The sequence below is a fragment of the Nocardioides terrigena genome, assembly GCF_003047265.1.
GTDB classification, from domain to species: domain Bacteria; phylum Actinomycetota; class Actinomycetes; order Propionibacteriales; family Nocardioidaceae; genus Nocardioides; species Nocardioides terrigena.
The window spans coordinates 206,715-230,468 of the sequence record NZ_PZYY01000002.1; the positions used below are offsets into that span (position 1 = coordinate 206,715).

25 protein-coding genes are annotated in these 23,754 nt (G+C 71.6%); 18 read left to right on the forward strand and 7 right to left on the reverse strand.

Features of this window, described 5'->3' with window-relative positions:
• Position 1: 1 nt before the first annotated feature.
• The 9 genes from DAE25_RS04955 to DAE25_RS04995 all read left to right on the forward strand — a co-directional run bounded on the left by DAE25_RS04955 (position 2) and on the right by DAE25_RS04995 (position 10,046).
• On the forward strand, positions 2-1,564 hold the full coding sequence (locus tag DAE25_RS04955) for a class I SAM-dependent methyltransferase (protein ID WP_107765127.1): 1,563 nt from the start codon (positions 2-4) through the stop codon (positions 1,562-1,564).
• Complete coding sequence (locus tag DAE25_RS04960; protein WP_159083580.1) at positions 1,561-1,800, forward strand: DUF6752 domain-containing protein; 240 nt, start codon at positions 1,561-1,563, stop codon at positions 1,798-1,800. The genes DAE25_RS04955 and DAE25_RS04960 overlap by 4 nt, the downstream gene beginning before the upstream one ends.
• A 10-nt stretch (positions 1,801-1,810) precedes the next feature.
• Entirely contained in the window at positions 1,811-2,893 is a 1,083-nt protein-coding gene (locus DAE25_RS04965) for a hypothetical protein (protein WP_107765129.1), read from the forward strand.
• Between the two features lie 107 nt (positions 2,894-3,000).
• Complete coding sequence (locus tag DAE25_RS04970) at positions 3,001-4,197, forward strand: acyl-CoA dehydrogenase family protein (RefSeq protein WP_107765130.1); 1,197 nt, start codon at positions 3,001-3,003, stop codon at positions 4,195-4,197.
• Between the two features lie 3 nt (positions 4,198-4,200).
• A complete protein-coding gene (locus tag DAE25_RS04975; RefSeq protein WP_107765131.1) occupies positions 4,201-5,043 on the forward strand; it encodes a sulfotransferase in 843 nt (280 codons plus the stop codon).
• Positions 5,044-5,053: 10 nt separating this feature from the next.
• The gene (locus tag DAE25_RS04980; RefSeq protein ID WP_107765132.1) at positions 5,054-6,124 is read left to right on the forward strand and encodes a hypothetical protein; all 1,071 of its coding nucleotides are present in this window, start codon (positions 5,054-5,056) and stop codon (positions 6,122-6,124) included.
• Positions 6,124-6,927, forward strand: coding sequence for a class I SAM-dependent methyltransferase (locus DAE25_RS04985; protein WP_107765133.1), 804 nt, complete (start codon positions 6,124-6,126; stop codon positions 6,925-6,927). The genes DAE25_RS04980 and DAE25_RS04985 overlap by 1 nt, the downstream gene beginning before the upstream one ends.
• 227 nt (positions 6,928-7,154) lie before the next feature.
• Positions 7,155-8,561: an HNH endonuclease signature motif containing protein gene (locus DAE25_RS04990; protein WP_107765134.1), complete on the forward strand. Its 1,407-nt coding sequence runs from the start codon at positions 7,155-7,157 to the stop codon at positions 8,559-8,561.
• Between the two features lie 168 nt (positions 8,562-8,729).
• Positions 8,730-10,046: an ATP-binding protein gene (locus tag DAE25_RS04995; protein ID WP_107765135.1), complete on the forward strand. Its 1,317-nt coding sequence runs from the start codon at positions 8,730-8,732 to the stop codon at positions 10,044-10,046.
• A 406-nt stretch (positions 10,047-10,452) separates the two neighbouring features.
• On the opposite strand, the gene DAE25_RS05000 is transcribed toward DAE25_RS04995, so the two are convergent.
• The 4 genes from DAE25_RS05000 to DAE25_RS05015 form a co-directional block, all read right to left on the reverse strand.
• Positions 10,453-11,163, reverse strand: a complete 711-nt coding sequence (locus DAE25_RS05000) for a hypothetical protein (protein WP_107765136.1) — start codon at positions 11,161-11,163, stop codon at positions 10,453-10,455.
• Between the two features lie 4 nt (positions 11,164-11,167).
• Entirely contained in the window at positions 11,168-11,674 is a 507-nt protein-coding gene (locus tag DAE25_RS05005) for a SigE family RNA polymerase sigma factor (RefSeq protein ID WP_159083581.1), read from the reverse strand.
• A 153-nt stretch (positions 11,675-11,827) separates the two neighbouring features.
• On the reverse strand, positions 11,828-12,292 hold the full coding sequence (locus tag DAE25_RS05010) for a DUF4240 domain-containing protein (RefSeq protein ID WP_107765138.1): 465 nt from the start codon (positions 12,290-12,292) through the stop codon (positions 11,828-11,830).
• Positions 12,293-12,374: 82 nt separating this feature from the next.
• Positions 12,375-12,938 (reverse strand): GNAT family N-acetyltransferase, encoded by a 564-nt coding sequence (locus DAE25_RS05015; RefSeq protein WP_107765434.1) that lies wholly within the window; start codon positions 12,936-12,938, stop codon positions 12,375-12,377.
• Positions 12,939-13,068: 130 nt separating this feature from the next.
• On the opposite strand from DAE25_RS05015, the gene DAE25_RS23040 reads away from it, so the two are divergent.
• Both DAE25_RS23040 and DAE25_RS05020 read left to right on the forward strand, forming a co-directional pair.
• A complete protein-coding gene (locus tag DAE25_RS23040) occupies positions 13,069-13,242 on the forward strand; it encodes a DUF5302 domain-containing protein (RefSeq protein WP_159083583.1) in 174 nt (57 codons plus the stop codon).
• 85 nt (positions 13,243-13,327) lie between these two features.
• Positions 13,328-14,416 (forward strand): MaoC family dehydratase, encoded by a 1,089-nt coding sequence (locus DAE25_RS05020; RefSeq protein WP_107765139.1) that lies wholly within the window; start codon positions 13,328-13,330, stop codon positions 14,414-14,416.
• Here DAE25_RS05020 and DAE25_RS05025 read toward each other — a convergent pair.
• Complete coding sequence (locus DAE25_RS05025; protein WP_107765140.1) at positions 14,392-15,624, reverse strand: MFS transporter; 1,233 nt, start codon at positions 15,622-15,624, stop codon at positions 14,392-14,394. The two genes, DAE25_RS05020 and DAE25_RS05025, sit on opposite strands and share 25 nt — an antisense overlap.
• A 46-nt stretch (positions 15,625-15,670) precedes the next feature.
• Between DAE25_RS05025 and DAE25_RS05030 the strand changes: the two genes are divergently transcribed.
• Genes DAE25_RS05030 through DAE25_RS05040 form a run of 3 tightly spaced genes read left to right on the forward strand, consistent with a single transcriptional unit; the run spans position 15,671 to position 17,843 of the window.
• On the forward strand, positions 15,671-16,249 hold the full coding sequence (locus tag DAE25_RS05030; protein ID WP_056888606.1) for a histidine phosphatase family protein: 579 nt from the start codon (positions 15,671-15,673) through the stop codon (positions 16,247-16,249).
• Positions 16,250-16,280: 31 nt separating this feature from the next.
• Positions 16,281-16,925 carry a DUF6758 family protein gene (locus tag DAE25_RS05035; RefSeq protein WP_234410859.1) on the forward strand — a complete coding sequence of 215 codons (645 nt, stop codon included), beginning with the start codon at positions 16,281-16,283 and terminating at the stop codon, positions 16,923-16,925.
• A 45-nt stretch (positions 16,926-16,970) separates the two neighbouring features.
• Positions 16,971-17,843 carry a PHP domain-containing protein gene (locus tag DAE25_RS05040; RefSeq protein ID WP_107765141.1) on the forward strand — a complete coding sequence of 291 codons (873 nt, stop codon included), beginning with the start codon at positions 16,971-16,973 and terminating at the stop codon, positions 17,841-17,843.
• A gap of 39 nt (positions 17,844-17,882) precedes the next feature.
• On the opposite strand, the gene DAE25_RS05045 is transcribed toward DAE25_RS05040, so the two are convergent.
• Positions 17,883-18,692: an SDR family NAD(P)-dependent oxidoreductase gene (locus DAE25_RS05045; protein WP_107765142.1), complete on the reverse strand. Its 810-nt coding sequence runs from the start codon at positions 18,690-18,692 to the stop codon at positions 17,883-17,885.
• Positions 18,693-18,752: 60 nt separating this feature from the next.
• Here DAE25_RS05045 and DAE25_RS05050 point away from each other — a divergent pair, with 60 nt between their 5' ends.
• The 3 genes from DAE25_RS05050 (at position 18,753) to DAE25_RS05060 (ending at position 21,209) form a co-directional block, all read left to right on the forward strand.
• Positions 18,753-19,595, forward strand: coding sequence for a ParA family protein (locus DAE25_RS05050; protein ID WP_107765143.1), 843 nt, complete (start codon positions 18,753-18,755; stop codon positions 19,593-19,595).
• A 4-nt stretch (positions 19,596-19,599) separates the two neighbouring features.
• Positions 19,600-20,286 carry a L,D-transpeptidase gene (locus DAE25_RS05055; RefSeq protein ID WP_107765144.1) on the forward strand — a complete coding sequence of 229 codons (687 nt, stop codon included), beginning with the start codon at positions 19,600-19,602 and terminating at the stop codon, positions 20,284-20,286.
• Positions 20,287-20,348: 62 nt separating this feature from the next.
• Complete coding sequence (locus DAE25_RS05060) at positions 20,349-21,209, forward strand: exonuclease/endonuclease/phosphatase family protein (RefSeq protein WP_107765145.1); 861 nt, start codon at positions 20,349-20,351, stop codon at positions 21,207-21,209.
• An 83-nt stretch (positions 21,210-21,292) separates the two neighbouring features.
• Here the strand turns inward: DAE25_RS05060 and DAE25_RS05065 are convergent, their stop codons facing one another.
• Positions 21,293-22,834 (reverse strand): DEAD/DEAH box helicase, encoded by a 1,542-nt coding sequence (locus DAE25_RS05065; RefSeq protein ID WP_107765146.1) that lies wholly within the window; start codon positions 22,832-22,834, stop codon positions 21,293-21,295.
• Positions 22,835-22,966: 132 nt separating this feature from the next.
• Here DAE25_RS05065 and DAE25_RS05070 point away from each other — a divergent pair, with 132 nt between their 5' ends.
• The gene (locus DAE25_RS05070) at positions 22,967-23,692 is read left to right on the forward strand and encodes a ferritin-like fold-containing protein (RefSeq protein ID WP_107765147.1); all 726 of its coding nucleotides are present in this window, start codon (positions 22,967-22,969) and stop codon (positions 23,690-23,692) included.
• The last annotated feature ends 62 nt before the right edge of the window (positions 23,693-23,754 follow it).

The following is a 23,754-nucleotide window of genomic DNA, read 5'->3' on the forward strand; positions in this document are numbered from 1 at the left end:
CGTGGCGCCCGTCCACGACGTACGGGTCGATGCCGAGGGTGTCCGGCTCGTCGGCGACGACGTGCTGTGCAACCTGGCCTTCGACGGCCGCCGCATCTGGTCGTTCTGGAGCCGGCGGGACGCCGTCCCCGACGGGACCGGGTGGCTGGTGCGCTGGCACGAGCGGCTCGGGCTGCACCTCGACGGGGTCACCCGCGTGACCATCACCCTCGGCACCGGCGAGGTGGTCTACGACGACGAGGTCCGGTTCGGCACGTCGACCGAGCGGGTGGCCGTGGTCGACCGGCAGGGCGCGCCGCTGGGCATCGACTACTACGGCCGCCTGGTCAAGACCTTCGAGACCAAGGAGGCGGGCCAGCTCGAGCCCCTGCTCGACGCCTTGGAGATCGTGCTGGGGATGTTGCAGGCGGAGGGCCTCGAGGCATTCCCGGCGTACGGCACCCTCCTCGGCGCCGTGCGCGACGGCGCCTTCATCGGCCACGACAGCGACGCGGACGTCGGCTACGTCAGCCGCCACACCCACCCGCTGGACGTCATCCGTGAGTCGCACCGGGTGCAGCGCGCGGTGCAGCGCCAGGGCTACCCGACGTCGCGGCACAGCGGGGCCGCGTTCAAGATCGACGTCCCCGACGCGGACGGGTCGGTGCGCGGGCTCGACGTCTTCGGCGGGTTCTTCGTGGGTGACCACCTGGCCCTGATGGGCGAGGTGTGGGCGCCCTTCGAGCGGGAGTGGATCTTCCCGCTCGGCACCACCACGCTCGAGGGCCGCACGTTCCCCGCTCCGGCGCGCCCGGAGCCGCTCCTCGAGGCGATGTACGGGCCTGGCTGGAAGGTGCCCGACCCGGCCTTCAGGTACGAGAAGGACGAGTCCGCGCAGCGCCGCTTCGACGCCTGGTTCCGGGGCACCCGGGTCAACCGCCCGCAGTGGGACCACCGCTACGGCCTCGCGCGCCTGCTGCCGCCGTACCAGCCTCCCCACCACCTGGCCGAGCACCTGCACGAGCGCGAGGACCCCGACACCTGGGTCGTGGACGTGGGCTGCGGCCGCGGCCGCGACGTGCGCTGGCTGGCCAAGCAGGCCCGGCCGACCGTGGGGCTCGACTACTCCGAGACCGCGATGACCTTCATCGCCGACAAGGCCGCCCAGCAGGGCTGGCCGGTCGAGCTGCGGACGATGAACCTCCTCGAGCTGCGCCAGGTGCTCGCGTGGGGCGCGCTGCTGGCCCACCGCCCCGGACCACGCACGATCCTGGCCCGGCACCTCGTCGACAGCACCTCGCCGGTGGGGGTCGACCACTTCTGGCGCCTCGCCGGCATGGTGCTGCGACCGGGGGAGCGCGTGCACCTCGAGGTCCTCACCGAGGCGATCGAGGACGACGAGGGTCGCCCGCCGTTGACCCGGCCGGTCGACGTGGACGCGCTCGTCGCGGACGTCGTGACGCGCGGTTGGGTCGTCACCGGCCGGGAGGACCTGGTCGGTGAGCCGATCGACTACGGGTACGGCGAGGAGCCGTCCCGCGACAAGCAATGGCGGACGACCCGCCTGGAGGTGGAGGCCCGATGAAGCTCAGCCGCAAGGACCTGGAGGAGAGGGTCGAGGCGCTCGAGGCCACGGTGACGTCGCTGGAGGAGCGCGTCGCCGAGGGGCAGGCGCTGCACCAGCGCTTCGCCGAGCTGCTCGACGTGGTGACCGAGCTGCTGGTGCCACTGTCGCGGAGTGACGAATCGGGGGAGTCGCAGCGGGACGAGGCCGCGGTGCAGGCCACCGTGAGCAGGTACGTCGACGAGCTGGGGTCGTGAGGACCTCGCGGTGAGCCGTCGCGTCTTCGTCCACATCGGGCTGCCCAAGACCGGCACGTCCTACCTCCAGGCCATCGCCTGGCCGGGACGCGACCGCCTGCGCGAGGCCGGCCTGCTGCTGCCGGGGGCGCGCAAGAGCGACCACCTCCTGAGCTCGCTGATCGTGCGCGACGACCCGGGCATCGCCCGGCGTGGTCCCGGTGCCGCGGGGGCCTGGGACCGGGTGCAGGCCGACGTGGCCGCGTGGTCGGGGGACGCGCTGGTCAGCCACGAGTTCTTCTGCGCGGCCTCCTCGGAGCAGGCGGCCCGGATGGTCGAGCAGCTCGCTCCCGCCGAGGTGCACGTCGTGATCACCGCGCGCGAGCCGCTGGGGCTCTTCACGTCCAGCTGGCAGGAGTCGCTGAAGAACAAGTCGACCATCCGGCTCGCCGACTACGGCCGGGGGGAGTCCGACGACCCTCGCGCCGTCTGGGACTGGCGCTCGCTGGACCTCGGGCTCGTCCTGGACCGCTGGGCGCCCGCCGTGCCGCCCGAGCGGCTGCACGTCCTCACGCCGCCCCCGCCCGGCTCGGCCCGCGAGGTGCTGTGGGAGCGGTTCGCCGGCGTGCTCGGCATCGACCCGGTGACCTGCGACGCCTCCAGCGGCTTCGCCAACGCCTCGATGGGGGTGGTCGAGGCCGAGACGTTGCGCCGCGTCAACGAGCGCCTCACCGGCTTCGACACCGCCCGCGCCCGCGGGGTGTGGCTGCGCACCTTCCTCGCCGACGAGCGGTTGGTGCCGCGGCAGGGTGAGCCGTTCTGGCCGGCCGACGACCAGGTCGCGGACGCCCGGGCCCGCGGCGAGCGTGCCGTCGAGCGGCTGCGCGCGGCGTCGTACGACGTGGTGGGCGACCTCGACCTGCTGCGCGTGCCCGAGGACCTGCCGCCCCGCCGACACCCCGACTCGGTGACGGACGCCGAGGTGGCCGAGGTCGCCGTCGACCTGGTCGCCGTGCTCATGGGCGACCTGAAGCGTCGGGGCGACCGCACGAGGCAGCAGGGCGGGCCCCCGTCGCGCCTGACCCGCCTTCGCCAGGCCCTCCGGGGCACCTGAGCGGGTGTGACTACTGTCATGTGCCAACGCGGAGGCCTTCGCCCCTAGGCTGTCCGCACTACCGGCTGGTAACCAGCCGTCACGCTCCCAACGGAAGGACTCCCGCCATGGGTCGCCTGTGCCAGACCGACGGACTCACCGAGGACCAGACCGAGATCCTCAAGGCCGTGCGCCAGTTCGTGGACGAGAAGATCCTCCCGGTGGCGACCGAGCTGGAGCACAAGGACGAGTACCCGACCGAGATCGTGGAGGGGCTCAAGGAGCTGGGCATCTTCGGGCTGATGATCCCCGAGGAGTACGACGGCCTGGGCGAGTCGCTGCTGACCTACGCGTTGTGCGTGGAGGAGATCGCGCGCGGTTGGATGAGCGTGTCGGGGGTCATCAACACCCACTTCATCGTGGCCTACATGCTGATGCAGCACGGGACCGAGGAGCAGAAGAAGAAGTACCTGCCGCGGATGGCGACCGGTGAGGTGCGGGGCTCGTTCTCGATGTCGGAGCCGGGGCTGGGCTCGGACGTGGCGGCGATCAAGACCAAGGCCGTGAAGAACGGTGACGACTACGTCATCAACGGTCAGAAGATGTGGCTGACCAACGGTGGGTCCTCGACGCTGATCGCGGTGCTGGTCAAGACCGACGAGGGCTCGGACTCGGTCTACAAGAACATGACGACCTTCCTGGTGGAGAAGGAGCCGGGCTTCGGGGAGACCGCGCCGGGCCTGACGATCCCGGGCAAGATCGACAAGATGGGCTACAAGGGCGTCGACACCACCGAGGCGGTCTTCGAGAACCACCAGATCTCGGCCGGGCAGATCCTGGGTGGGGAGCCGGGCAAGGGCTTCTACCAGATGATGGACGGCGTCGAGGTCGGCCGCGTCAACGTCGCGGCGCGGGCGTGCGGGATCGCGAACCGGGCCTTCGAGCTCGGGGTGGCCTACTCCCAGCAGCGCGAGACCTTCGGCAAGCCGATCAGCGAGCACCAGGCGATCTTGTTCCGGCTCGCGGAGATGGCGACCAAGGTCGAGACCGCGCACACGATGATGGTCCGCGCGGCGCGGACCAAGGACAAGGGCGAGCGCAACGACGTCGAGGCCGGGATGGCCAAGATGCTCGCCTCGGAGTACTGCAACGAGGTCGTCGAGGCGTCGTTCCGGATCCACGGCGGCTACGGGTACTCCAAGGAGTACGAGATCGAGCGGCTCTACCGCGAGGCGGCGTTCATGCTGATCGGGGAGGGGACCTCCGACATCCAGAAGATGATCATCGGCCGGTCGGTCCTCAAGGACTACAAGCTCAAGGCCTGATCCGTGTACCTCCCGCCGCCGGTCCGTCGCCGTCTCGACGCGCGCCTGGACCGGGCGCGGGAGGAGGGCTTCCGCGCCGGTCTCGCGGCCGCCGCCGAGCGGCGCTCGCGCGAGCGCTTCCGCTACGTCTTCGTCGTGACCTACGGACGCTCCGGCTCCACGCTGGTGCAGGGCCTGCTCAACGCGTTCCCGCGGGTGCTGGTGCGCGGGGAGAACGACCTCTACCTGCTCGACCTCTACCGCGCGCTGGCCCGCCTCCGGGCCTTCCGTGAGCTACACGGCGAGCAGGGGTCACGCAACGTCGTCTCGGCGTTCTACGGGCTGAAGGCGATCCGCCGCAGTGCCTTCATGCAGGCCATGAACGACGTCGTGACGACCGGCGTGATCGGCAACCTGGACGGTGACGACTACGACGTGCTCGGCTTCAAGGAGGTCGTCTGGCACCGGATCGCCCCGGACGAGACCGCGGCCTTCTTCGACACGATGGACAAGGCGTTCCCGGGCGTGCGCTACGTCCTCAACACCCGCGACGTGGAGCGGGTCCTGGGGTCCGGCTTCTGGCGCGACGCCGACACCGACGAGGCGCGCTCGCTCATCGAGCGAGTCGTCGAGATCCAGGAGCACCTGCGCGTCACCCGACCCGACCGCGTCCACGACGTGCGCTACGAGGAGCTGACCGGTCCCGACCCGGACGCGCGCGACGCCGTCGTACGACGCCTGGGCCGGTTCGTCACCGGCGCGCCGTTGCCGGAGTCGGTGCTGGCGTCCGCCCGCGAGGTGCTGGCGACGGGACACGGGCCGTTCCCCTTCGCGCGGCAGGACGATGACACGGAGGACGCCGACTAGGGTGACGCCCATGTCCCGCCGGCTCGTGCTCCACGTGGGGGCGATGAAGTCCGGCACCAGCTACGTCCAGTCGCGGCTGTTCGCCAACAAGCGGATGCTGCTCGACCGCGGGATCCTGGTCCCCGGCATGAACTGGCTCTCCCAGGTGATGGCCGCGAGCGACGTCCTCCGCGGCGGCGAGGCCCAGTGGGCCAAGATGGCCGGCAAGGTGCAGGCCCACGAGGGCACGTCGGTGATCTCGATGGAGTACCTCGGTCCGGTGCGTCCGGTCGTCGTACGCCGCGTGCTCGCGTCCTTCCCCGACCACGAGGTCACCGTCGTGGTCACCGCCCGCGACCTCAATCGCTCGATCCCTGCCATGTGGCAGGAGACCGTGCAGAACGGTCGCACCTGGACCTTCGCCGACTACCTCGCCGGCATCGAGGCCTGGCGGCCGGGCCACCGCGACGAGACCGCCGAGCCGCCGGAGTCGGGGCGGACCTTCTGGCGCCAGCAGAACATCGTCCGCTTCGCCCGCACCTGGGGCGAGGAGGTCGGTTCCTCCCGCGTCGTGGTGGTCACGGTGCCGCCGCCCGGTGCGCCGCGCGAGCTGCTGTGGGAGCGCTTCTGCTCGGTGCTGGGGACGTCGCCCGACGGCTTCGCGCCGGCCCGGATGGGCAACGAGTCCGTGGGGGCTGCGTCGACGCTGGTGATCCGGCGGGTCAACGAGCTGCTCAACGACGAGGGCCTGGTCTTCCCGGAGGGGACCGAGCTGCGCAAGGGCGTGCTCGCCAAGCAGGTGCTGGCTGCCCGCAAGGGCGAGGAGCCGGCGATCGGGCTGCCGGTGGCGCCGTGGGTGGCCGACCACGCCGCACACATGGTGTCCGCGCTCGACGGGCTCGGCGTCTCGCTGGTCGGCTCCTGGGACGACCTCACGCCGGTCGACGTGCCGGGGGTGGACCCCGCAACGGTGTCGCCCTCCGTCGTGGCCGATGCGGCGATCGCGGGGCTGGCGGGGGTGTTGGCGGAGCAGATCCGGGTCGCCTCCACCTCCTTCTCCTCGCCCTCCGACGCGTCGGTGGACGACGAGGGGTCCGGCTGATGGCCTCGTTCCTGCATGACGCCCACCCGCGCCTCGAGGACGCGTTCGTCGCGATGCTCGACGAGAGCCTCGCCCCGCGCGACCCCTCGATGATGCTGGCGACCGTGCGCTCGTTCGACCTGCCGCCGGACAGCATGGCGGTGGACGTGGGGTGCGGTGAGGGTGCCCACGCCTTCCGGCTGGCCGCCCACTTCGGGCTGCGGGTGCTCGGCATCGACCCGGTGCAGCGCCACCTCGACCTGGCCCGGGAGGCCCGACGCAGCGAGCCCGAGGTGGTCGCCTCGCGCGTGTCCTTCGAGCGGGGGACGGCCGACCGGATCCCGCTCCGCGACGCCTCCGTCGACCTCGTCTGGTGCCGCGACACCCTCGCGCACGCGCCGTCGCTGGCCTCGGCGTTCCGCGAGTTCGCCCGCGTGCTGCGTCCTGGTGGTCGGGCGTTGGTCCACCAGGTCCTCGCCACCGACCTGCTCGCGCCCGAGGAGGCCGACTGGCTCTTCCCCGTGCTCGGCGTCGTGCCGGCCTCGGTCGACCTGGACACGACCGAGGGCGCGATCGCGCACTGCGGCCTCGTGGTCGACGCCTCGGTGGACCTCGGGTCGGAGTGGGGGGAGCACGAGGAGGAGACGTCGGGGCGTGCCTCGCGGGCGCTCCTGCAAGTGGCGCGGCTCCAGCGTGACCCTGAGCGCTACCGCGCGGCGTTCGGCGACGCGGCGTACGACGTGATGCTGGGGGAGTGCCTCTGGCAGGTCTACGGGATGCTCGGCAAGCTCACCTCGCGCGTCCACCTCCTGCGGCGTCCCTGACCCGCCGGGACCTTGCTCTCGGTGGTTGAGGTGCGAGCGGAGCGAGCCTCGAAACCACGCCACCCACCGCCCCGGGACCGTGCTGTCGGTGGTTGAGGTGCGAGCGCAGCGAGCCTCGAAACCACGCCGCCCGCCGGTCCGAAAAGTCGTCGAAAGTCGTGTCCACCATCTGGTCAGGAAGGGTTCGGCGGCGTCTGAATGTCGGTGGTCCCTGATTGGCTTAGGTCATGTCATCGACCACCGCACCCGCTCTGCCGGACTCCCCGGCCGAGCTGTTGCGTGCGGTGCGCGACCAGAAGAAGGCAGCCGACAAGGCCGACGTCGAGATGATGCGGCTCGCGGTGCACTGGGCCGACCTCCACATCGCGGACCCGGAGTTCGCCGAGGCGTGCTTCACGTCTCCGAAGACGTTCGCCGGCGAGGGGTCGCCGTCGATCGACGAGTTCTGTGTGCCGGAGTTCGCGACCATGCTCGGCCGCACCAACGACTCTGCGGGGCGGTTCCTGACCGACTGTGTCGAGGTCGCCTACCGCCTCCCGCGCCTGTGGGGCGCGGTGCTGTCGGGTCTGGTGGCGGGGTGGCGGGCGCGGATCATCGCCCAGACCACCCTCGCCCTGACATTGGAGGCGGCGACGCACGTGGATGAGCAGGTGTTCTGGTGCGCCTCCCGGCTGACGCCGTCGCAGCTGCGCCGGGTCGTGGACGAGGCGCGGGTGCGGTTCATGCCCGACGCCGTGCAGAAGTCCCTGGAGGACTCGGCGGACAAGCGGCACGTCACCTTCGACACCGAGCAGGCGTCGTTCGACGGGACGATGCACCTCGAGGCCAACCTGGAGATCCCCGACGCCCTCGCGCTGGCCGAAGCAGTCGCGTCGGGTGCGGAGCACCTCGCGAAGCTCGGGTCCACCGACACCGCCGACGGCCGCCGCGCCACCGCCCTCGGTGATCTCGCTCGTCACCAGATGACCATCGGCTTCGACGACCCGGATGAGGACGAGGACAACGCTGCGGGGGGTGAGGTGCGACCGCAGCGGCCGGTGAAGCCGGTGACGCAGATCCACCTCTACGCCCACCTCTCGGCGGACGCGATCACTCACTTCGACAACCCCGATACGCCGGACGAAGCGCTGTGCGGGCGGATCGAGCAAGGTGGCCAGCGGTTGCTGTCGGTGGACCAGATCCGGGCGTGGTGCGGGCGTCCCGACGTGCAGGTCACTGTCACCAAGGTCATCGACCTCCGCGAGCGGCTCGAGTGCACGGGTTACCGGCCCACGCCCGAGATGCGGGAGCACGTCATCGTCCGCGACGGCACCTGTGTGTTCCCGTGGTGCGGACGCAACGCGAGGCTCTGCGACCTGGACCACGTGATCCCGTACGACCACGACCACCCCGAGGACGGTGGTCCGACGGCGACCGACAACTTGGCTCCGTTGTGCCGCAGGCATCACCGGTTGAAGACGCGGGGGCGGTGGCGGTACGAGATGACCGAGCCCGGGGTGTTCGTCTGGACCAGCCCGCTCGGCAACACCTACCTCCGCGACCACACCGGCAGCCAACCCCTCGGCCGCGCCTGGCCCGAGCCCGGACCCGGCAACAAGACCGACCTTCCGGACGCACACCCGCCCGACCTCTGACCACCACGCCCCGGACCCCGCCCAGCGACACTGGCGGGGCCACAGGCGCGTCCGCCCCCTGGGTCGCGCCCGTCCTGGGCGGCCCTACCGCGACGTACAACCTCGCCAGTTACTGGTACACGCCTTGGCTTCGGACGGATAGCGAGTGGCGGCCCCTATCCTTCCCCCATGGCGATCTTTGGTGTCTGGTCTCGGTTCGGCTTCCGAGAGAACCCCTATAGCGAAGCGACGCTGACGCCGGATGAGACCGGTCACCGTCTTCTCGTGGGGCGGGATTCGGAGGTCGAGAACATCCAGATCCGGCTCGGCAGTGGAGGAACTCATCCCTCGGTCGAGGGGCCCATCGGAGCGGGCAAGACGAGTCTCCTTAACGTGGCTGCCTACCGTATGGCTCGGCACTGCCTCGATCTTCGAGAGAAGGAGCTGTACCTTCCCGCGAAAGAGCGCTTTCAGCCACATGCCGACGCGGATGCGTTCGAACTCAAGGTCATGCAGGTCGTGGCGCAGACACTGGTTGAGTGGCAAGACAGTTTTGAGGCCGTGGGGCTCGCTCGACCGAACATGCATCCTCTCGATCAGTGGCTGAATGAGCCGGAGTACGGCGGTTGGCAGGCCGGTGGAGGGGCGGCAACCGTCAGTGCTAGCTACGGGCGGACGACTGAGCCGAATACCAGCGAGGGGTTCCAGAAATCCGGGTTCGGGGACGCAGTTCGGGCCGCTCTCGAAGAAGCCTTCCCGCCGGGCACGGGCGGAATCATCTGCATCATGGACAACCTGGAAATTCTGGAAACAACGGGTTCGGCACGCAAGACCCTCGATGAACTCCGAGATCGCGTCTTCAACATCCCCCAGCTGCGGTGGGTTCTCTGCGGGTCTAGGGGAATCGTGTCGCGCGCTAGATCAGAGCGACTGAGCGGCATCTTTCAGGCCCCCATGATCGTGCGGAAGCTACCCGATGATGATGCGGTCGCCGCAATTAGGACGCGGATCGAGTTCTATGGGGACGATGACGCCGTTGCACCGGTGACGCCTAAAGCATTCGACTTCCTGTACCGAGCGCTGAACAGCAACATGCGTGAAGCGCTCTCGCACGCGCAGGAGTTCTCGCACTGGCTTGCGTCTGAGTACCCGCAGGGACAGTCTTTCCCCGACGACTCGGCGCGAGATGAGTTGCTCCAGATCTGGCTTGCCGAGCGAGCCACCGATGCGTTCCGCGACGCAACAAGCGTTCAGCCGAGGCACTGGCAGTTCTTCACGGAGGTTTGCGAGGCGGGCGGTCGGATCGGCTCCGCTGAGTTCGACCGCTTCGGTTTCGGCTTCCAGCAGCAGATGACCGCAGCGGTAACGGCTTTGGTCGCGGCCAACCTCATGGTTCGCGAGATCGATCCGGATGACGGGAATCGGACGGTTAACTCCGTGGCCAGTTTGGGTTGGCTTGTCTTCTTCTATAAGTCCGGATTCGACATGCCGCCTGCCCGCTCTTGACTTGAAGCTGCAACAAGAGTCGTACGGGTCTGAGAGGGGCTCGGCGCGCCGCGGGTGATGGGGTGTATCTCGGTCTCCGGGGCCCCGGTCGCGCGGGACGAGCGCGGGCGTGGGTGCGACACACCCCACCAGGCGGGCAGAACCTCGGCGGTGACCGGGGCCGATGCGGCCACACCAGCAGCCGCGCGTGGCCGAACCCGGGATCCCGTCCCCTCGCGACGGCACCGACGCACCGGATCAGGACGACGCGCCGCCCGACCACCCCGAGCTGGGATCCGGACGACTCGCCGGACTCACACCCGCCCGACCACGGACCACTGCGCCCCGGGCCCCGGCATACCGGTGGGGCCACAGGCGTTCGCGGGGCAGTTCACCCCGCCCATGGCGCTGGTGGACCGAGCCCAGATCAGCGCACGAGGCCGGTCAGCTCCAACGACTGCTTGGCCTGCCCGTCGTCCGTGACTTCCTCGCTCGCCAGGGTGACGTCCACCTCCATCTGCAGGACCGGGGTCGGGTCGCACGAGGCCCGCGTGACCCGCAGCGTGCCGGTGCTGGGGGAGGCACTGGCGACCTCGTTGCCGTCGGGGGCCCCCTCGGTGTCCGCGATGAAGACGGTCAGGGGCCGCCCCTCCGACGAACCGTCGGCACTCTCGATCGGCAGCGAGAACGTGCGTGGTCGCTTCAGCTTCTCGACGGCGGCCTCGATGAGCACGAACGGCTGGGTCACCCGCTCCCCGTCGATCAGCATCGGGCTCGAGAGGTAGACGCGGCTCCGGTCATCGAAGCCGGCTCCGTCGCCCGTCGCGCCGGGCGGGTCGCAGCTGATCGTCAGGTCCGTGAACTCGTACGTGGACCCGTCGGGTCGCGTCATCACCAACGGGGCCGGCGGCGGATCGACCGCCACGACACCGTCGCGGCCGTCGTTGGAGCCGCCCATCGAGACCGCGGTGTAGCCCCCGACGGCGGCCACGACGACCGCGGTGCCGGCGGCGACGCCGATCCGGCGGCGCCGGCGACGAGCACCCATGCGCCTCTCGACCCGGTCGAACGCATCCTGCGGCGCGCGCAGCGAGGAGTCGAGCCGCTCGTAGCCGTCCCTGATCTGTTCCTCGGTCATCGGGTCATCCCTCTCGTGTGGTCATCAGGCCGCGGCCGCGTGCGTGCTCGCGCAGGCGCTCGGTGCCCCGGGACAGCTGGCTCTTGACGGTTCCCTCCGAGCAGCCCATCCGCTCGGCGATTCCCCGGACGTCGAGGTCCTCGACGTACCGCAGGGCCAGCGCCGTGCGCTGGCGCGGTGAGAGCGTGGCCAGCGCGTCGACGAGCCACGGCTCCATCCCGTCGAGGTCCTCGACGGGCACGGCCACCTCCGGTCCGGCGGTGGAGCGGGGCAGCTCGCGGCGCAGCCGCCGGATCCGGTCGATGTTGAGCCGGACCATGACCGTCCGGGCATAGGCCGCCGGTGTGTCGTACGACGTCCGTCCCCAGCGTTCGCCCATCCGCGCCAGCGTCTCCTGGGTGAGGTCCCACGCGTCGTGCGGATCGGCCGTCAGCGCGTGGGCGAAACCCAGCAGCGGACGGACCTGCACCGCGACGAACTCTGCGAAGTCGGCTCTCGTGGAGTCGTCCACCCCGGCTCCTCCGTTCCTGGTCGTCACCCGTCCACCTACGCCCTCTTGACGAGGGGTGCCCCGGAAAGGTTGAGGGCAGTCCCGGCAGACCGGCCCGCCCGGTGCGACGACCGTGGAGCGAGCGGGCGTCCTACGCGAGCAGCGGAGGGGTGGTCAGTCCCATCCGCCTGCTGGGTTGGAGGCCGTCTCGTAGCTCACGGTGGTCTGGTGGCTGTGGTCCCAGGCTCGGCCCGTGCGGGCTTCCCACGCGTCGGGCGCCACCGACAACAGCCGCTCCGCACCGAGGTCCCACCGGCGCTTGAACCGTCGGGGGTCGGCGACGATGGCTGCGACCTCGTCGGACCCCTCCAGGACCGCAGCACATCGCGCGTAGAGGAAGCCGTCGGCGCTGATGCCGGGGATGCGCGGCAACCAGGCCGGTTCGGAGACGTCCCGCCACCGTTGGCGCGCGACCGGGCGGAGGTCCATCCGGTGAAGGACCTCGGCGAGGCGGTCCTCGAAGGCGAGGATCTCGCTGGGTTCGCACTGCCTGAGGCGCAGCCAGATCCGGTGGATCGCCACCTCGTCCGCTGACCCCTGCGCTCGTCCGACGACGTCCCAGAAGGTGGTTTCGTCCATCACGGCGCCCAGTATGGGTTCCCGGCCGGCTCCAGCGACGGGGAATCGAGATGACCGGCGCGGCGGTCACCAGCGAGAGGGACTAGGAGGACCGTGCGCGCCACTCCTCGTCGAGCAGCGCGTACTCCACCTCGTCCAGCCACCCGAGCTCCCGGTGCCACAACGCCCGGACCGCATGGCGCTCCTTGCGCATCCCCGCCCGCTCGAGCACGGTGACCGACGCGATGTTGTCGGCGTTCGCTCCCGCCGTGACCCGACGGAGGCCGAGCCCGTCGAAGGCCGCACGGAGCAGCGCGCGAGCGGTCGCCGTACCGATCCCCTGACCGGCGACGCGCGGGTCGACGATGTAGCCGATCAACCCGTCCGTCCCGGTGGGGTGGCCCGGCTGGCCGGAGCCGTCCACGACGTCGAGGAAGCCCATCGCCACGACCTCGCCGCCGCGGTCGACGACACAGGAGTACTCCGTCGGGTTGTCGGGCATCGAGAGCCAGTCGCGGCGCAGCTCGTCGGGGTCGACGTGGGTGCGCACCATGTAGTGGTTGACGACCGGGTCGTTGCGGAACGACTGCAGAGCCTCGATGTCGGACGCGACGGCGTCGCGGAAGAGCAACCCGTCCTGCTGCAGGGGCCAGGGACTCGGAGACATGGGTGCGAGGGTCACAGGCCTGCCCGCCGGCGGCAAGCTGGTTTCGTCGACCCACGACGCCGACCCCCACGAAATCCCTCGACCCGTGCGGAGTCGACTGGCAGGGTGGGGGCCTGACCAAGGAGGACGGATGGCGAACGAAGACCTCAAGGCCAAGATGCGCGAGGCGCTCGACAAGAAGAACACCAAGGAGAAGGGCGTCCACCAGGACGGCCCGGTCCAGGAGAAGGCCCACGGGGCCGAGGTCGAAGGCGGCGCCGCACCCAAGGTGCACCGCCGCAAGGCCGGTGGCGGCGGGACCTGAGTCACCCGCCACGACCAGCAGCACGTGACCAGCACCACGTGAGCACCCGCGTCCGTCAGGGCGCGGGTGCGGCACGATACGGGCCATGAGCGCGAGCGAGGCCACCGACGGCACGACCACCAGCAAGACCGACGCCGGCAACTTCTTCGAGGACTTCGCCGTCGGCCAGGTCATCGAGCATGCGACGCCGCGGACAATCACCGAGGGCGACCGGGCGCTGTACGGCGCGCTCTACCCGAGCCGGTTCGCGATCGCGTCGAGCGCCGAGTTCGCCGCCGCGTGCGGCCTCTCGCCCGCCCCGGTCGAGGAGCTCATCGCCTTCCACGTCGCCTTCGGCAAGACCGTCCCCGACATCTCGCTCAACGCGGTGGCCAACCTGGGCTACGCCGAGTGCCGCTTCCACCAGCCGGTCGTGCCGGGCGACACCCTCCGCACCCGCTCCGAGGTCATCGGCCTCAAGCAGAATTCCAACGGCCGCACGGGCGTCGTCCACGTCCGCTCCACCGCGACCAACCAGCGCGGGGAGACCGCCCTCGACTGGTGCCGCTGGGTGATGGTCCACAAGCGCGACGCGGACGCTCCGGCCCCCGAGACCGTGGTCCCCGAGCTCGCCGCGGCGGTGGCCGTCGACGATCTGGTGGTCCCCGCCGGCCTCGACTTCACGGCGTACGACTTCGTGGCGGCAGGGGAGCCGCACCGCCTCGGCGACTACGCGATCGGCGAGAAGATCGACCACGTCGACGGCGTCACCCTCACCGACCCCGAGCACATGATGGCCACCCGGCTCTGGCAGAACACCGCCAAGGTGCACTTCAACACCGACGCCCGCCCCGACGGTCGGCGCCTGATCTACGGCGGCCACGTCATCTCGATGGCCCGCGCCCTGTCCTTCAACGGTCTGGCCAACGCCCAGCTCATCGCCGCGATCAACGCTGGCTCGCACGTCGCCCCGGCCTTCGCGGGCGACACGGTCCACGCCTGGTCGGAGGTGCTCGACCGCGCCGAGACGTCCGCACCCGGCGTCGGAGCCCTGCGCCTGCGCCTCGTGGCGACCCGCGGGCGCGACGCGTCGATGACGCTGCGCGGCGACGACCCTTCGGCAGGCTCAGGACAAGCGGCGTACGCCGAGGGCGTGCTGCTCGACCTCGACTACTGGACGCTCGTCCCCGTCTGAGCCCCGGGCGGGGCCCCGGGTCGTGCCCCCGGTTGCGTGGCGGCGTCGGTCGGCACCGGCGCGAAGTACTTCGCCAGCGGCCACACGAGCAGGATCAGGACGAGCGGTACGGCGAACCCGAACCGCAGGTTGTCGGCTCCGACGACCCCGGTCAGCACCGCACCGAGCAGCCCGCCGACGTAGTTGAACTGGTTGAACCGTCCGATCACCACGTCGACCCGGGCCTGTCGCAGCAGCGGGTCGTCGACCCCGTCGCCCGCGATCCGGGCGGCGGCCGAGAACGACAGTGGCGCGATCACCGCGGCACCGAGGCCCAGCAGGGTGAAGCCCACCACGGCCACTGGCCACGTGGGTGCCGCGACGACGAGCAGCAGGGCGACGGCCGACACGACCGCGCCCGCCCGCAGCACGCGGACCGCGCCATGGCGGCGTACGAGCCCGTCGCCGGCCATCCGGGCCACCAGGGAGGCGATGAGGTAGGGGAACGTCGCCAGCGCCAGCAGCGACGTGGGGGTGGGGAAGGTGCGGTCGAGGTAGGTCGGTCCCCAGGTCGCCGCGGCCGTGTCGACCATGTAGAAGAGCACCATCGCCAGGCCGACCATCACGATCGGCCGCCACGGCACGGCGACGTCGTGGGTGACGGTGGGGGAGCCGACCCGCCGCAGGTACGGCGCCGCCACGGCCGCGAGCGGCACCACCGCGACCACGCCCAGGGCGGTCACCGGGACCCCCGGGGTCGCGAGAGTCAGACCGGCGCCGAGGATGCCGCCGAAGGTCCACCCCGCGTGCATCGACGGCAGCACGGGACGCGCGAGCGCGTGCTCGACGGCCACCGCCTGCATGTTGGTGCTCGCATCGACGAGCCCGAGCGCGACGCCGTACAGCGCGAGCCCGAGCAGGAACACCGGCCAGACCTCGACGACCGTGAGCACCAGGGCCACCGCCATCAAGGCGAAGCCGGACCGCAGCAGCGTCGCGCTGTCGCGGCGGACCGCGAACCGCTCGGCCACCACCGACCCGAGGCCGGCCAGCAGCACCACCATCAGCAGCAGCCCGGACAGGCTCAGCTCGCCCAGCCCCCAGCGCTCGGAGAAGAGCGGCAGGCGCGTGGTGGTGCTGATGAAGACGAAGCCCTGGCACCCGAAGGCCACCATCGCCGCCACCCGGCCGCGCGGCACGATGCCAGAGGCTGCGGCGCCGGAGTCCATGGCGCATGGTGGCACGCCCGGGCCCGGTTGGTGCCACACTCGGCGGATGAACGCTCACACCGCCTCGACGCAGGAGCTGTGGGTCATCCGCCACGGCGAGACCGAGTGGAGCAGGTCGGGACGGCACACGTCGACCACCGACCTGCCCCTCACCGAGCACGGCGTCGAGGTCGCCCGCGAGCTGGCCCCGCGGCTGGCCGACGTCGACTTCGACCTCGTGCTCACCAGCCCCCGGCAGCGGGCCCGCACGACCGCCGAGCTGGTCGGACGCACCGAGGCGCAGGTCGACGACGACCTCGTCGAGTGGGCGTACGGCGACTACGAGGGCGTCACCACGGCCACCATCCGCGAGACCGTCCCCGGCTGGAGCGTCTGGACCGGTCCGGTCCCGGGGGGCGAGACCGCCGACGAGGTGTCGACCCGCCTCGACCGGGTGGTCGCGAAGGCCCGCGAGCACCGGGGTCGCACCCTCGTCTTCGGGCACGGCCACGCCCTCCGGGCCCTCACCGCGCGCTGGCTGGGACTGCCCGTGGAGGCCGGCCGGCACTTCCGCCTGGACACCTCGACCCTGTCGGTGCTCGGCTGGGAGCGCGAGTCGCCGGTGATGCTGCGCTGGAACTCTTGACGCCCCCCGCGACCCACCGCCACCGTTGAGCATGCTCGACCCTCGATGTCCCCGGTGCCCGCGGCCCGTCGACCGCGACGACGCCGTCTGGGCGTGCCGGGACCACGGACCGGTGCCGCCGCTGTGGCGCCCCGCCGAGGCGTCGTACGACGCGTTCGTCGCCCACCTCGAGCGCTCCCGCGGCTTCCCGACCCTGCTGCCGTGGCCGCTCGGGCCGGGGTGGCACGTGAGCAGCTTCGGCGTGGTCGGTGAGCAGGACGGCGGCACCCACGCCACGGTGACCGTGTGCTCCGGCACCAGCGCGCTGGACGGGCCGGTGGACGTGCTGATCGTGAGCGAGGAGCCCGGCACCGGGGTCGGCAACCGCGTCGCGCGCCTGCCGGGGGACACCCCCGGTGAGCTCGGCGCGGACCCGCCGCTGGCCCGGGTGCGCGTCGAGCAGGTCTCGGTGCCCATGTGGCCGGTCTCCACGAGCAGCGCGCCGGCCAGCGCCCACGACGTCGAGCTCGACCGCTTCGTGCTGGTGGGGGAGGAGCGCGGCCGGTGGCTGTGGCTGGTCATCCGGCCGGCCTCCGCGATGCTGCTGCTCCGCGACGAGTGGATCCTCCGCGACGCCTCCGGGCTGGGACCTCCGTTGGTGGAGGTGGCGTTCGGCGGTCCCGACCCCGGCTGGTGAACCGACGATCCGTGCCCGGCGCCCGGGCGGTGCCAGACTGACCGGGTGCGCATCGACCTCCACACGCATTCCTCGGTCAGCGACGGCACGGACCGTCCCGCGGCCCTGGTGCACCGCGCGCACGAGGCGCGGCTCGACGTCGTGGCGATCACCGACCACGACACGGCCGAGAGCTGGGCCGAGGCCGAGCGGGCCGCCGCAGAGGTCGGCATCACCCTGGTCCGCGGGATGGAGATCAGCACCCGCCTGGGCCACGCGAGCGTCCACCTGCTCGCCTACCTCCCCGACCCGACGTACCCGCCCCTGGCCCGCGCCCTCGCCGACATCCTCGACGGCCGCAACGACCGGGTGCCGGCGATCTGCGCCAAGCTCCAGGCGCTCGGGGTCGAGGTCACCGAGCACGACGTGCGCCGCCGCGCGGGGGACGCCGCGGCGACGGGTCGGCCGCACGTGGCCGACGCGATGATCGCCGCGGGGGTCGTGGCCACGCGCGAGGAGGCCTTCGCCACCTGGCTCAACCCAGGCCGGCCCGCCTACATCGACCGGTACGCCGTCCCGCTCGAGGAGGCCATCGGCCTCGTCGCCGGGGCCGGCGGGGTCAGCGTGGTCGCCCACCCGTGGGGCCGCTCGCGGGTGCTCACGCCCGACCACCTCGAGCGGCTGGCCGGGCTCGGCCTCGCCGGGATCGAGGTCGACCACCAGGACCACTCCGCCGCGGTCCGCGCCGAGCTGCGCGGCCTCGCCGAGGACCTCGACCTGGTCCCGACCGGCTCCAGCGACCACCACGGCCTGGGCAAGGTCGACCACGACCTGGGCTGCAACACCACGCCGCCCGAGCAGCTCGAGCGGTTGCTGCAGCGGGCGGGTGACGCCGCGGCGGCGAGTGGCCGGGAGACCCCGGCCCTGCTCGTCCCCTGACGGCCCCGCCGGGCCCCCGACCAGCCCGACGAGCAGGTCCTACCTCCGCCCGATCGACTGGAACCGCTGGAGCACCCCGGACGGGATGGCCCGCGTCAGCGCCACGACGGTCTTGTACTGCGCGCCGGGGACGGAGAACACCCGCCCCTTCGCGTGGTCGGCCAGGGCCTTCTCCACCAGGAACTCCACGTCGAGCCACATGAAGTTGTCGCCCCGCTTCACCTGCATCCGCTCGTGGAACTCGGTCTTGGTGAAGCCCGGGCACAGCGCGGTGACCGTCACCCCGGCGGTGCGGTACTCGTGGGCCGCCCACTCGCTGAAGCTGTTGACCCACGCCTTGGCCGCCGAGTAGCTGCCGCGCGGCAGGAACGCCGCCACCGACGAGACGTTGATGATGCCGCCGTGGCCGCGCTCGGTCATCGCCCCGAGCGCCGCGTGCGACAGCCGGAGCACCGCGGTGACGAGCACCTGCAGCATCGCGACCTCGTCCTCGACGGGGTTGTCGAGGAAGCGCTTCTTGAGGCCGAACCCCGCGTTGTTGACCAGCAGGTCCACCGGCCGCTCGCGGTCCGCCACCCGCTCCTCGACCCGGGCGAGGTCGTCGGCGTCGACCAGGTCGGCCCGCAGCACCTCCACCCCGACGCCGGAGGCGGCCCGGAGCTCGGCGGCCACCGACTGCAGCCGGGGCTCGTCGCGGGCCACCAGCACGAGGTCGTGGCCCGAGCGGGCGAGCTGGCGGGCGAACTCCAGCCCGATCCCGGCCGTCGCCCCGGTGACGAGGGCCGTAGGACGCGAGGACGGGGACGGGCCGGTGGGGCCCGACGGGGTGGGCGCAGTGGGGGAAGACATGCGCCCAGCATTCAGGTGTCGCCGCAACCGGGGCAACCGGGTCGGGCATGATGTGCAGCGATGACCACCACACTCGCGATCGCCAACCAGAAGGGCGGCGTCGCCAAGACCACCTCCGTCGCCTCCATCGGCGCGGCGCTCGCCGAGCTGGGCCACTCGGTGCTCCTCGTCGACCTCGACCCGCAGGCGTGCCTGACGTTCTCGCTGGGCATCGACCCCGAGGACCTCGAGATCTCGGTCCACCACGTCCTGACCAAGGGGGTCGACCCCTCGGAGGTCATCCTCGAGACCGAGGACGGCGTCGACCTCCTCCCGGCCACCATCGAGCTGGCCCGCGCCGAGGCCGACCTCCTCACCCGCACCGGTCGCGAGCACGTCATCAAGGGCGTCGTCGAGCAGCTGGCCGAGGACGAGGCGGGCTACGACTGGATCCTGCTCGACTGCCCGCCCTCGCTGGGCGTGCTGACCGTGGCCGCCCTGACCGCCGCGGACGGCGTGCTCATCCCGTTGCAGTGCGAGACGCTGTCCCACCGCGGCGTCGGCCAGCTGCTCGACACCGTCCACGACGTCCGCCGCTTCACCAACCGCGGGCTCGAGGTGTGGGGCGTCCTGCCGACGTTGTACGACGGACGCACCAACCACGCGCGCACCGTCCTGGAGACGATCAGCGAGACCTACGACCTCGAGGTCGTCGAGCCGCCGATCCCCAAGACGATCAAGTTCGCCGAGGCGCCCGCCGCGGGCCGCTCGATCCTCGCCACCAGCCGCAGCAACAAGGGCGCGCAGGCCTACCGCGAGGTGGCCGCCAACCTGGTCACCCGCTCCCAGCGGCCCAAGGCCAAGAAGGGGAAGAAGGTCGCCCGCAAGGCCGCCCCCACGAGCACCGCCCGGGCCAAGGCCTGAGCCGGTGACCCGCCACCGGTCCGCACACCCGCGCTACGGCCGGATCGTGCTGGCCCTGGCCTCCTGTGTCGTCACCGCGGTCTCGGTGCTCGGGGGAGTGGGCCTGCTGCCGGTCGAGCAGGAGCAGGCCGCGGCCGCCGATCGCGCCGCCGGAGCATCGGCTGGTGCCCCGGCACCGGCTGACGAGACCGCCGTGCTGAGCGGGTCCACGACGACACCCACCGCGCCCACCCCGACACCGACCACGACGGCGCCGACACCGACCGTGGTGGCACCCGCCGTCGACCCGTCCGTGGTGCCGGCCGACTCCGGCACCGGTCGCCGCGTCGTCTTCAGCGAGGGCGCCCAGCGCGTCTGGCTGGTCGGCGCCGACGAGGGCGTGCGGCGTACGTATCTCGTGAGCGGCAGCCTCACCGACAACCTCCACCCCGGCAGCTACGAGGTCTGGTCGCGCTCCCGGTGGGCCGTCGGCATCGACGACTCCGGAGTCATGGAGTACTTCGTCCGCTTCGCCCACGGGCAGCGGGCCGCCATCGGCTTCCACTCCATCCCCACCAAGGACGACCAGCCCCTCCAGACCCGTGCGCAGCTCGGGACCCCCCAGTCCCACGGATGCATCCGGCAGGCCATGCCGGACGCCGTGGCGATGTGGCGCTTCGCGTCCGCCGGCACCACCGTGGTCGTCGTCTGACCCGGTCTCGGGCCTCGGCGCCGATTTGGCGCCACGCCGAGGGCATTGCCTAGGGTGCCCGGATGCCTCCGACGACCAAGTCCCTCGTTGCTGCCGGCGTCCTGGCCCTCGGCCTCAGCACCACCCCGGCCGTCGCGACCGGCCCGGCCCACGCCGACACCCCGACGACGACCTCGACGACCAGCACCTCCAGCACGTCGACCACGACCGAGAGCCGCCCCCGCAACGGGTACGGCGTCCGCCTGACGACGTTCAACATCCTCAGCTCCGCGATGGCCCGTGGTGGCATCGACCGCGCCACCCGCGCGGCACGCTGGGTGCAGGGGGAGGGCGCGACGGTCGCCGCCTTCCAGGAGGTCGCCAAGGACCAGCTGCGGCAGATGCAGAAGTCCATGCCCGGCTACAACTTCTTCCCGCGCCGCACGCTCGGCACCCGGGGCTCGGCGATCCAGATCGCCTTCAAGACCTCCGAGGTCAAGGTCATGGAGACCGGGCACGTCATGCGGCCGTTCCTCGGCTGGCAGCGCCCGATCCCCTACATGCGCTTCCGCGACCGCGAGACCGGCCGCGGCTTCTGGGTGATGGCGATCCACAACGCCCCCGGCGGCCACGAGGCCGAGCGCGACATCTCCACCCGCAAGGAGGTCGCGAAGATCAAGCAGATGCTGGGCAAGGACCGCCCCGTCTTCGTGATCGGCGACGTCAACGAGCGCTCGGAGTTCTGCTCCCACGTCGCCCGTGCCACCCCGCTCGTCTCGATGAACGGCGGCACGAAGAAGAAGCCCTGCCCCGTGCCCCGCTTCGGCGGCCCCGACTGGATGCTCGGCTCGGGTGCGGAGTTCTCCGGCTTCGCCAAGGTCTACAACGGCATCAGCGACCACCCGGCGCTGACCGCCAAGGCGTGGGTGCCCTCCAAGAACTGACGCCCTCAGCACACAGCCAGCAGACACGCAGAAGACCCGGCGCCATCGGCGCCGGGTCTTCGTGCGTGTGGATCAGGTGCGGGTCACTCGGAGGCGGGGGCCGCCGCGGAGTTGGCCGAGCCGCCCGAGCGGGTACGACGACGGCGGTTGCGGTTGCGCCCCTCACCGGCGGGCTTGTCCGCAGCCTCGGTGGACGTGGCCGTCGTGGAGGCGGCGGGGGAGCCACCCTCGACGGGGGCGCCGTTGCGGGTGCGGCTGCGGCTCCGGTTGCGGTTGCGGTCGCGCGGGGCGCGGTCGCCCGACGGGGCGCGGTCCTCGCGCGGCTTGCGCTCGACCGGGGCCGCGTCGACGATGCGGCCCTTGGTGCCGGCCGGGATGCCCTGGTCGTGGAAGAGGTGCTCGGAGGTCGAGTAGGTCTCGGTCGGCTCCGGGAACGGCAGGTCGAGGACCTTGTTGATCATCTTCCAGCGGGCGATGTCCGGCCAGTCCACCAGCGTGATCGCGGTGCCGGTGGCCCCGGCCCGACCGGTGCGGCCGATGCGGTGGATGTAGGTCTTGTCGTCCTCGGGGCAGGTGTAGTTGACGACGTGCGAGACGCCGCGGACGTCGATGCCGCGGGCGGCGACGTCGGTGCACACCAGCACCTTGAGCTTGTCCTCGCGGAACTTGGCCAGGGCCTTCTCGCGGGCGATCTGCGCCATGTCGCCGTGCAGCGGGGCGGCCGCGAAGCCGCGCTCGGCCAGGTCGTCGGCGATCCGCTGCGCCTGGCGCTTGGTGCGGGTGAAGACGATCATCTTCTCGGCGTCGTCGGCCTGCAGGACGCGACCGATGATCTCCGGCTTGTCGAGGTCGTGCGCCAGGTAGATGAACTGCGCGGTGGCCGGCACGGTCGCGTTCTCGTACGACGACTCGGCGCGGATGTTCATCGGGTGCCGCATGTGCCGGCGGGCCAGCGCCACGATCGCGGCGGGCATGGTGGCCGAGAAGAGCATCGTCTGCCGGGTCTCCGGCGTCATGCTCAGCAGGCGCTCCACGTCGGGGAGGAAGCCGAGGTCGAGCATCTCGTCGGCCTCGTCGAGCACCAGCGCGTGCACGTGGGACAGGTCGAGGGCGCGGCGGTTGGCCAGGTCGATGAGCCGGCCCGGGGTGCCGACCACGATGTCGACGCCGGAGGCGAGCGTGTCGAGCTGGGTGTCGTAGCCGACGCCGCCGTAGACGGTGAGCACGCGCAGGCCGAGGTCGGCGCTGGCCAGGTGGAGGTCGTTGGAGACCTGGAGCGCGAGCTCGCGGGTCGGGGCCACGATCAGGGCCTGCGGCTTGCCCTGCGGCAGGTCGGCGTACGCCGGGTCGCTCATCGTGATGCTGCGCTGCATCACGGGGATGCCGAAGGCCAGGGTCTTGCCGGTGCCCGTGCGGGCCTGGCCGATGAGGTCGGTGCCCATCAGGGCGACCGAGAGGGTCATCTCCTGGATGGCGAAGGGGGTGGTGATGCCGGCGCGCTCGAGCGCGTCACAGATCCCGGGGAGCACCCCGAGGTCGCGGAAGGTCGTCGTCATGCGGGTTCGCTTTCGTCGATTCGAGTCCGTGGGAGCGGCGGACCGAAGAGGCAAGCCTGCCGCGCACATGCGTCGGCGCCGGGTCTGACCGGAGAGGTCCACCGGGAGGCGTGAGGCGGCAACTCGGCGTGGCGCGTGGCTGCTGCGCTCGGGCTCCGGCGTGGCGCTCGATGCGGCCACTGTATCCCCTAGGGTGCGGACATGACTGAATCCTCCGCCGCGGCAGCCGGCCCGGGTGCCGGTGGGCCTCCCGTCGAAGCAGTCCATGACCCGGCCTACCACCAGGCGGTCATCGAGCTCCTCGGCGCGATCGCGTACGGCGAGCTGTCGGCCTTCGAGCGGCTCGCCGAGGACGCCAAGCTGGCCCCGACGCTGGCCGACAAGGTCGCGATCGGGCAGATGGCGGCGGCGGAGTTCGGCCACCTGACCCGGCTCCGGGAGCGGCTCGAGGCCCTGGGCGCCGACCCGTTCGCGGCGATGGAGACCTTCCAGCCGGGCTTCGACTCCTTCCACCGGCACACCGCACCCGCCGACTGGTACGAGGGGCTCATCAAGGCCTACGTCGGGGACGGCCTGGCCGCCGACTTCTACCGCGAGATCGCGGCGTACCTCGACGAGGACACCCGCGACCTCATCATCAGCGCGCTCGACGACTCCGGCCACTCGGCGTTCGTCGTCGAGCGGGTCCGACGTGGCATCGAGCAGGACCCCCGCCTGGGTGGTCGGCTGGCCCTGTGGGGCCGTCGGCTGATGGGCGAGGCGCTCACCCAGGCCCAGCGGGTGGCCGCCGAGCGGGACGCGCTGACCGCCCTGCTGGCGGGTGGGGTGGACCGGCCCGGGCTCGACCTCGCGGCACTGGGCCGGATGTTCGCCCGGCTCACCGAGCGGCACGCGCAGCGGATGGCCGACCTCGGGCTCGACTCCTGACGCCTCGACGCCTCGACGCCTGATCCCTGACACGTGACGAAGGGCCCCGCACCGGTCGGTGC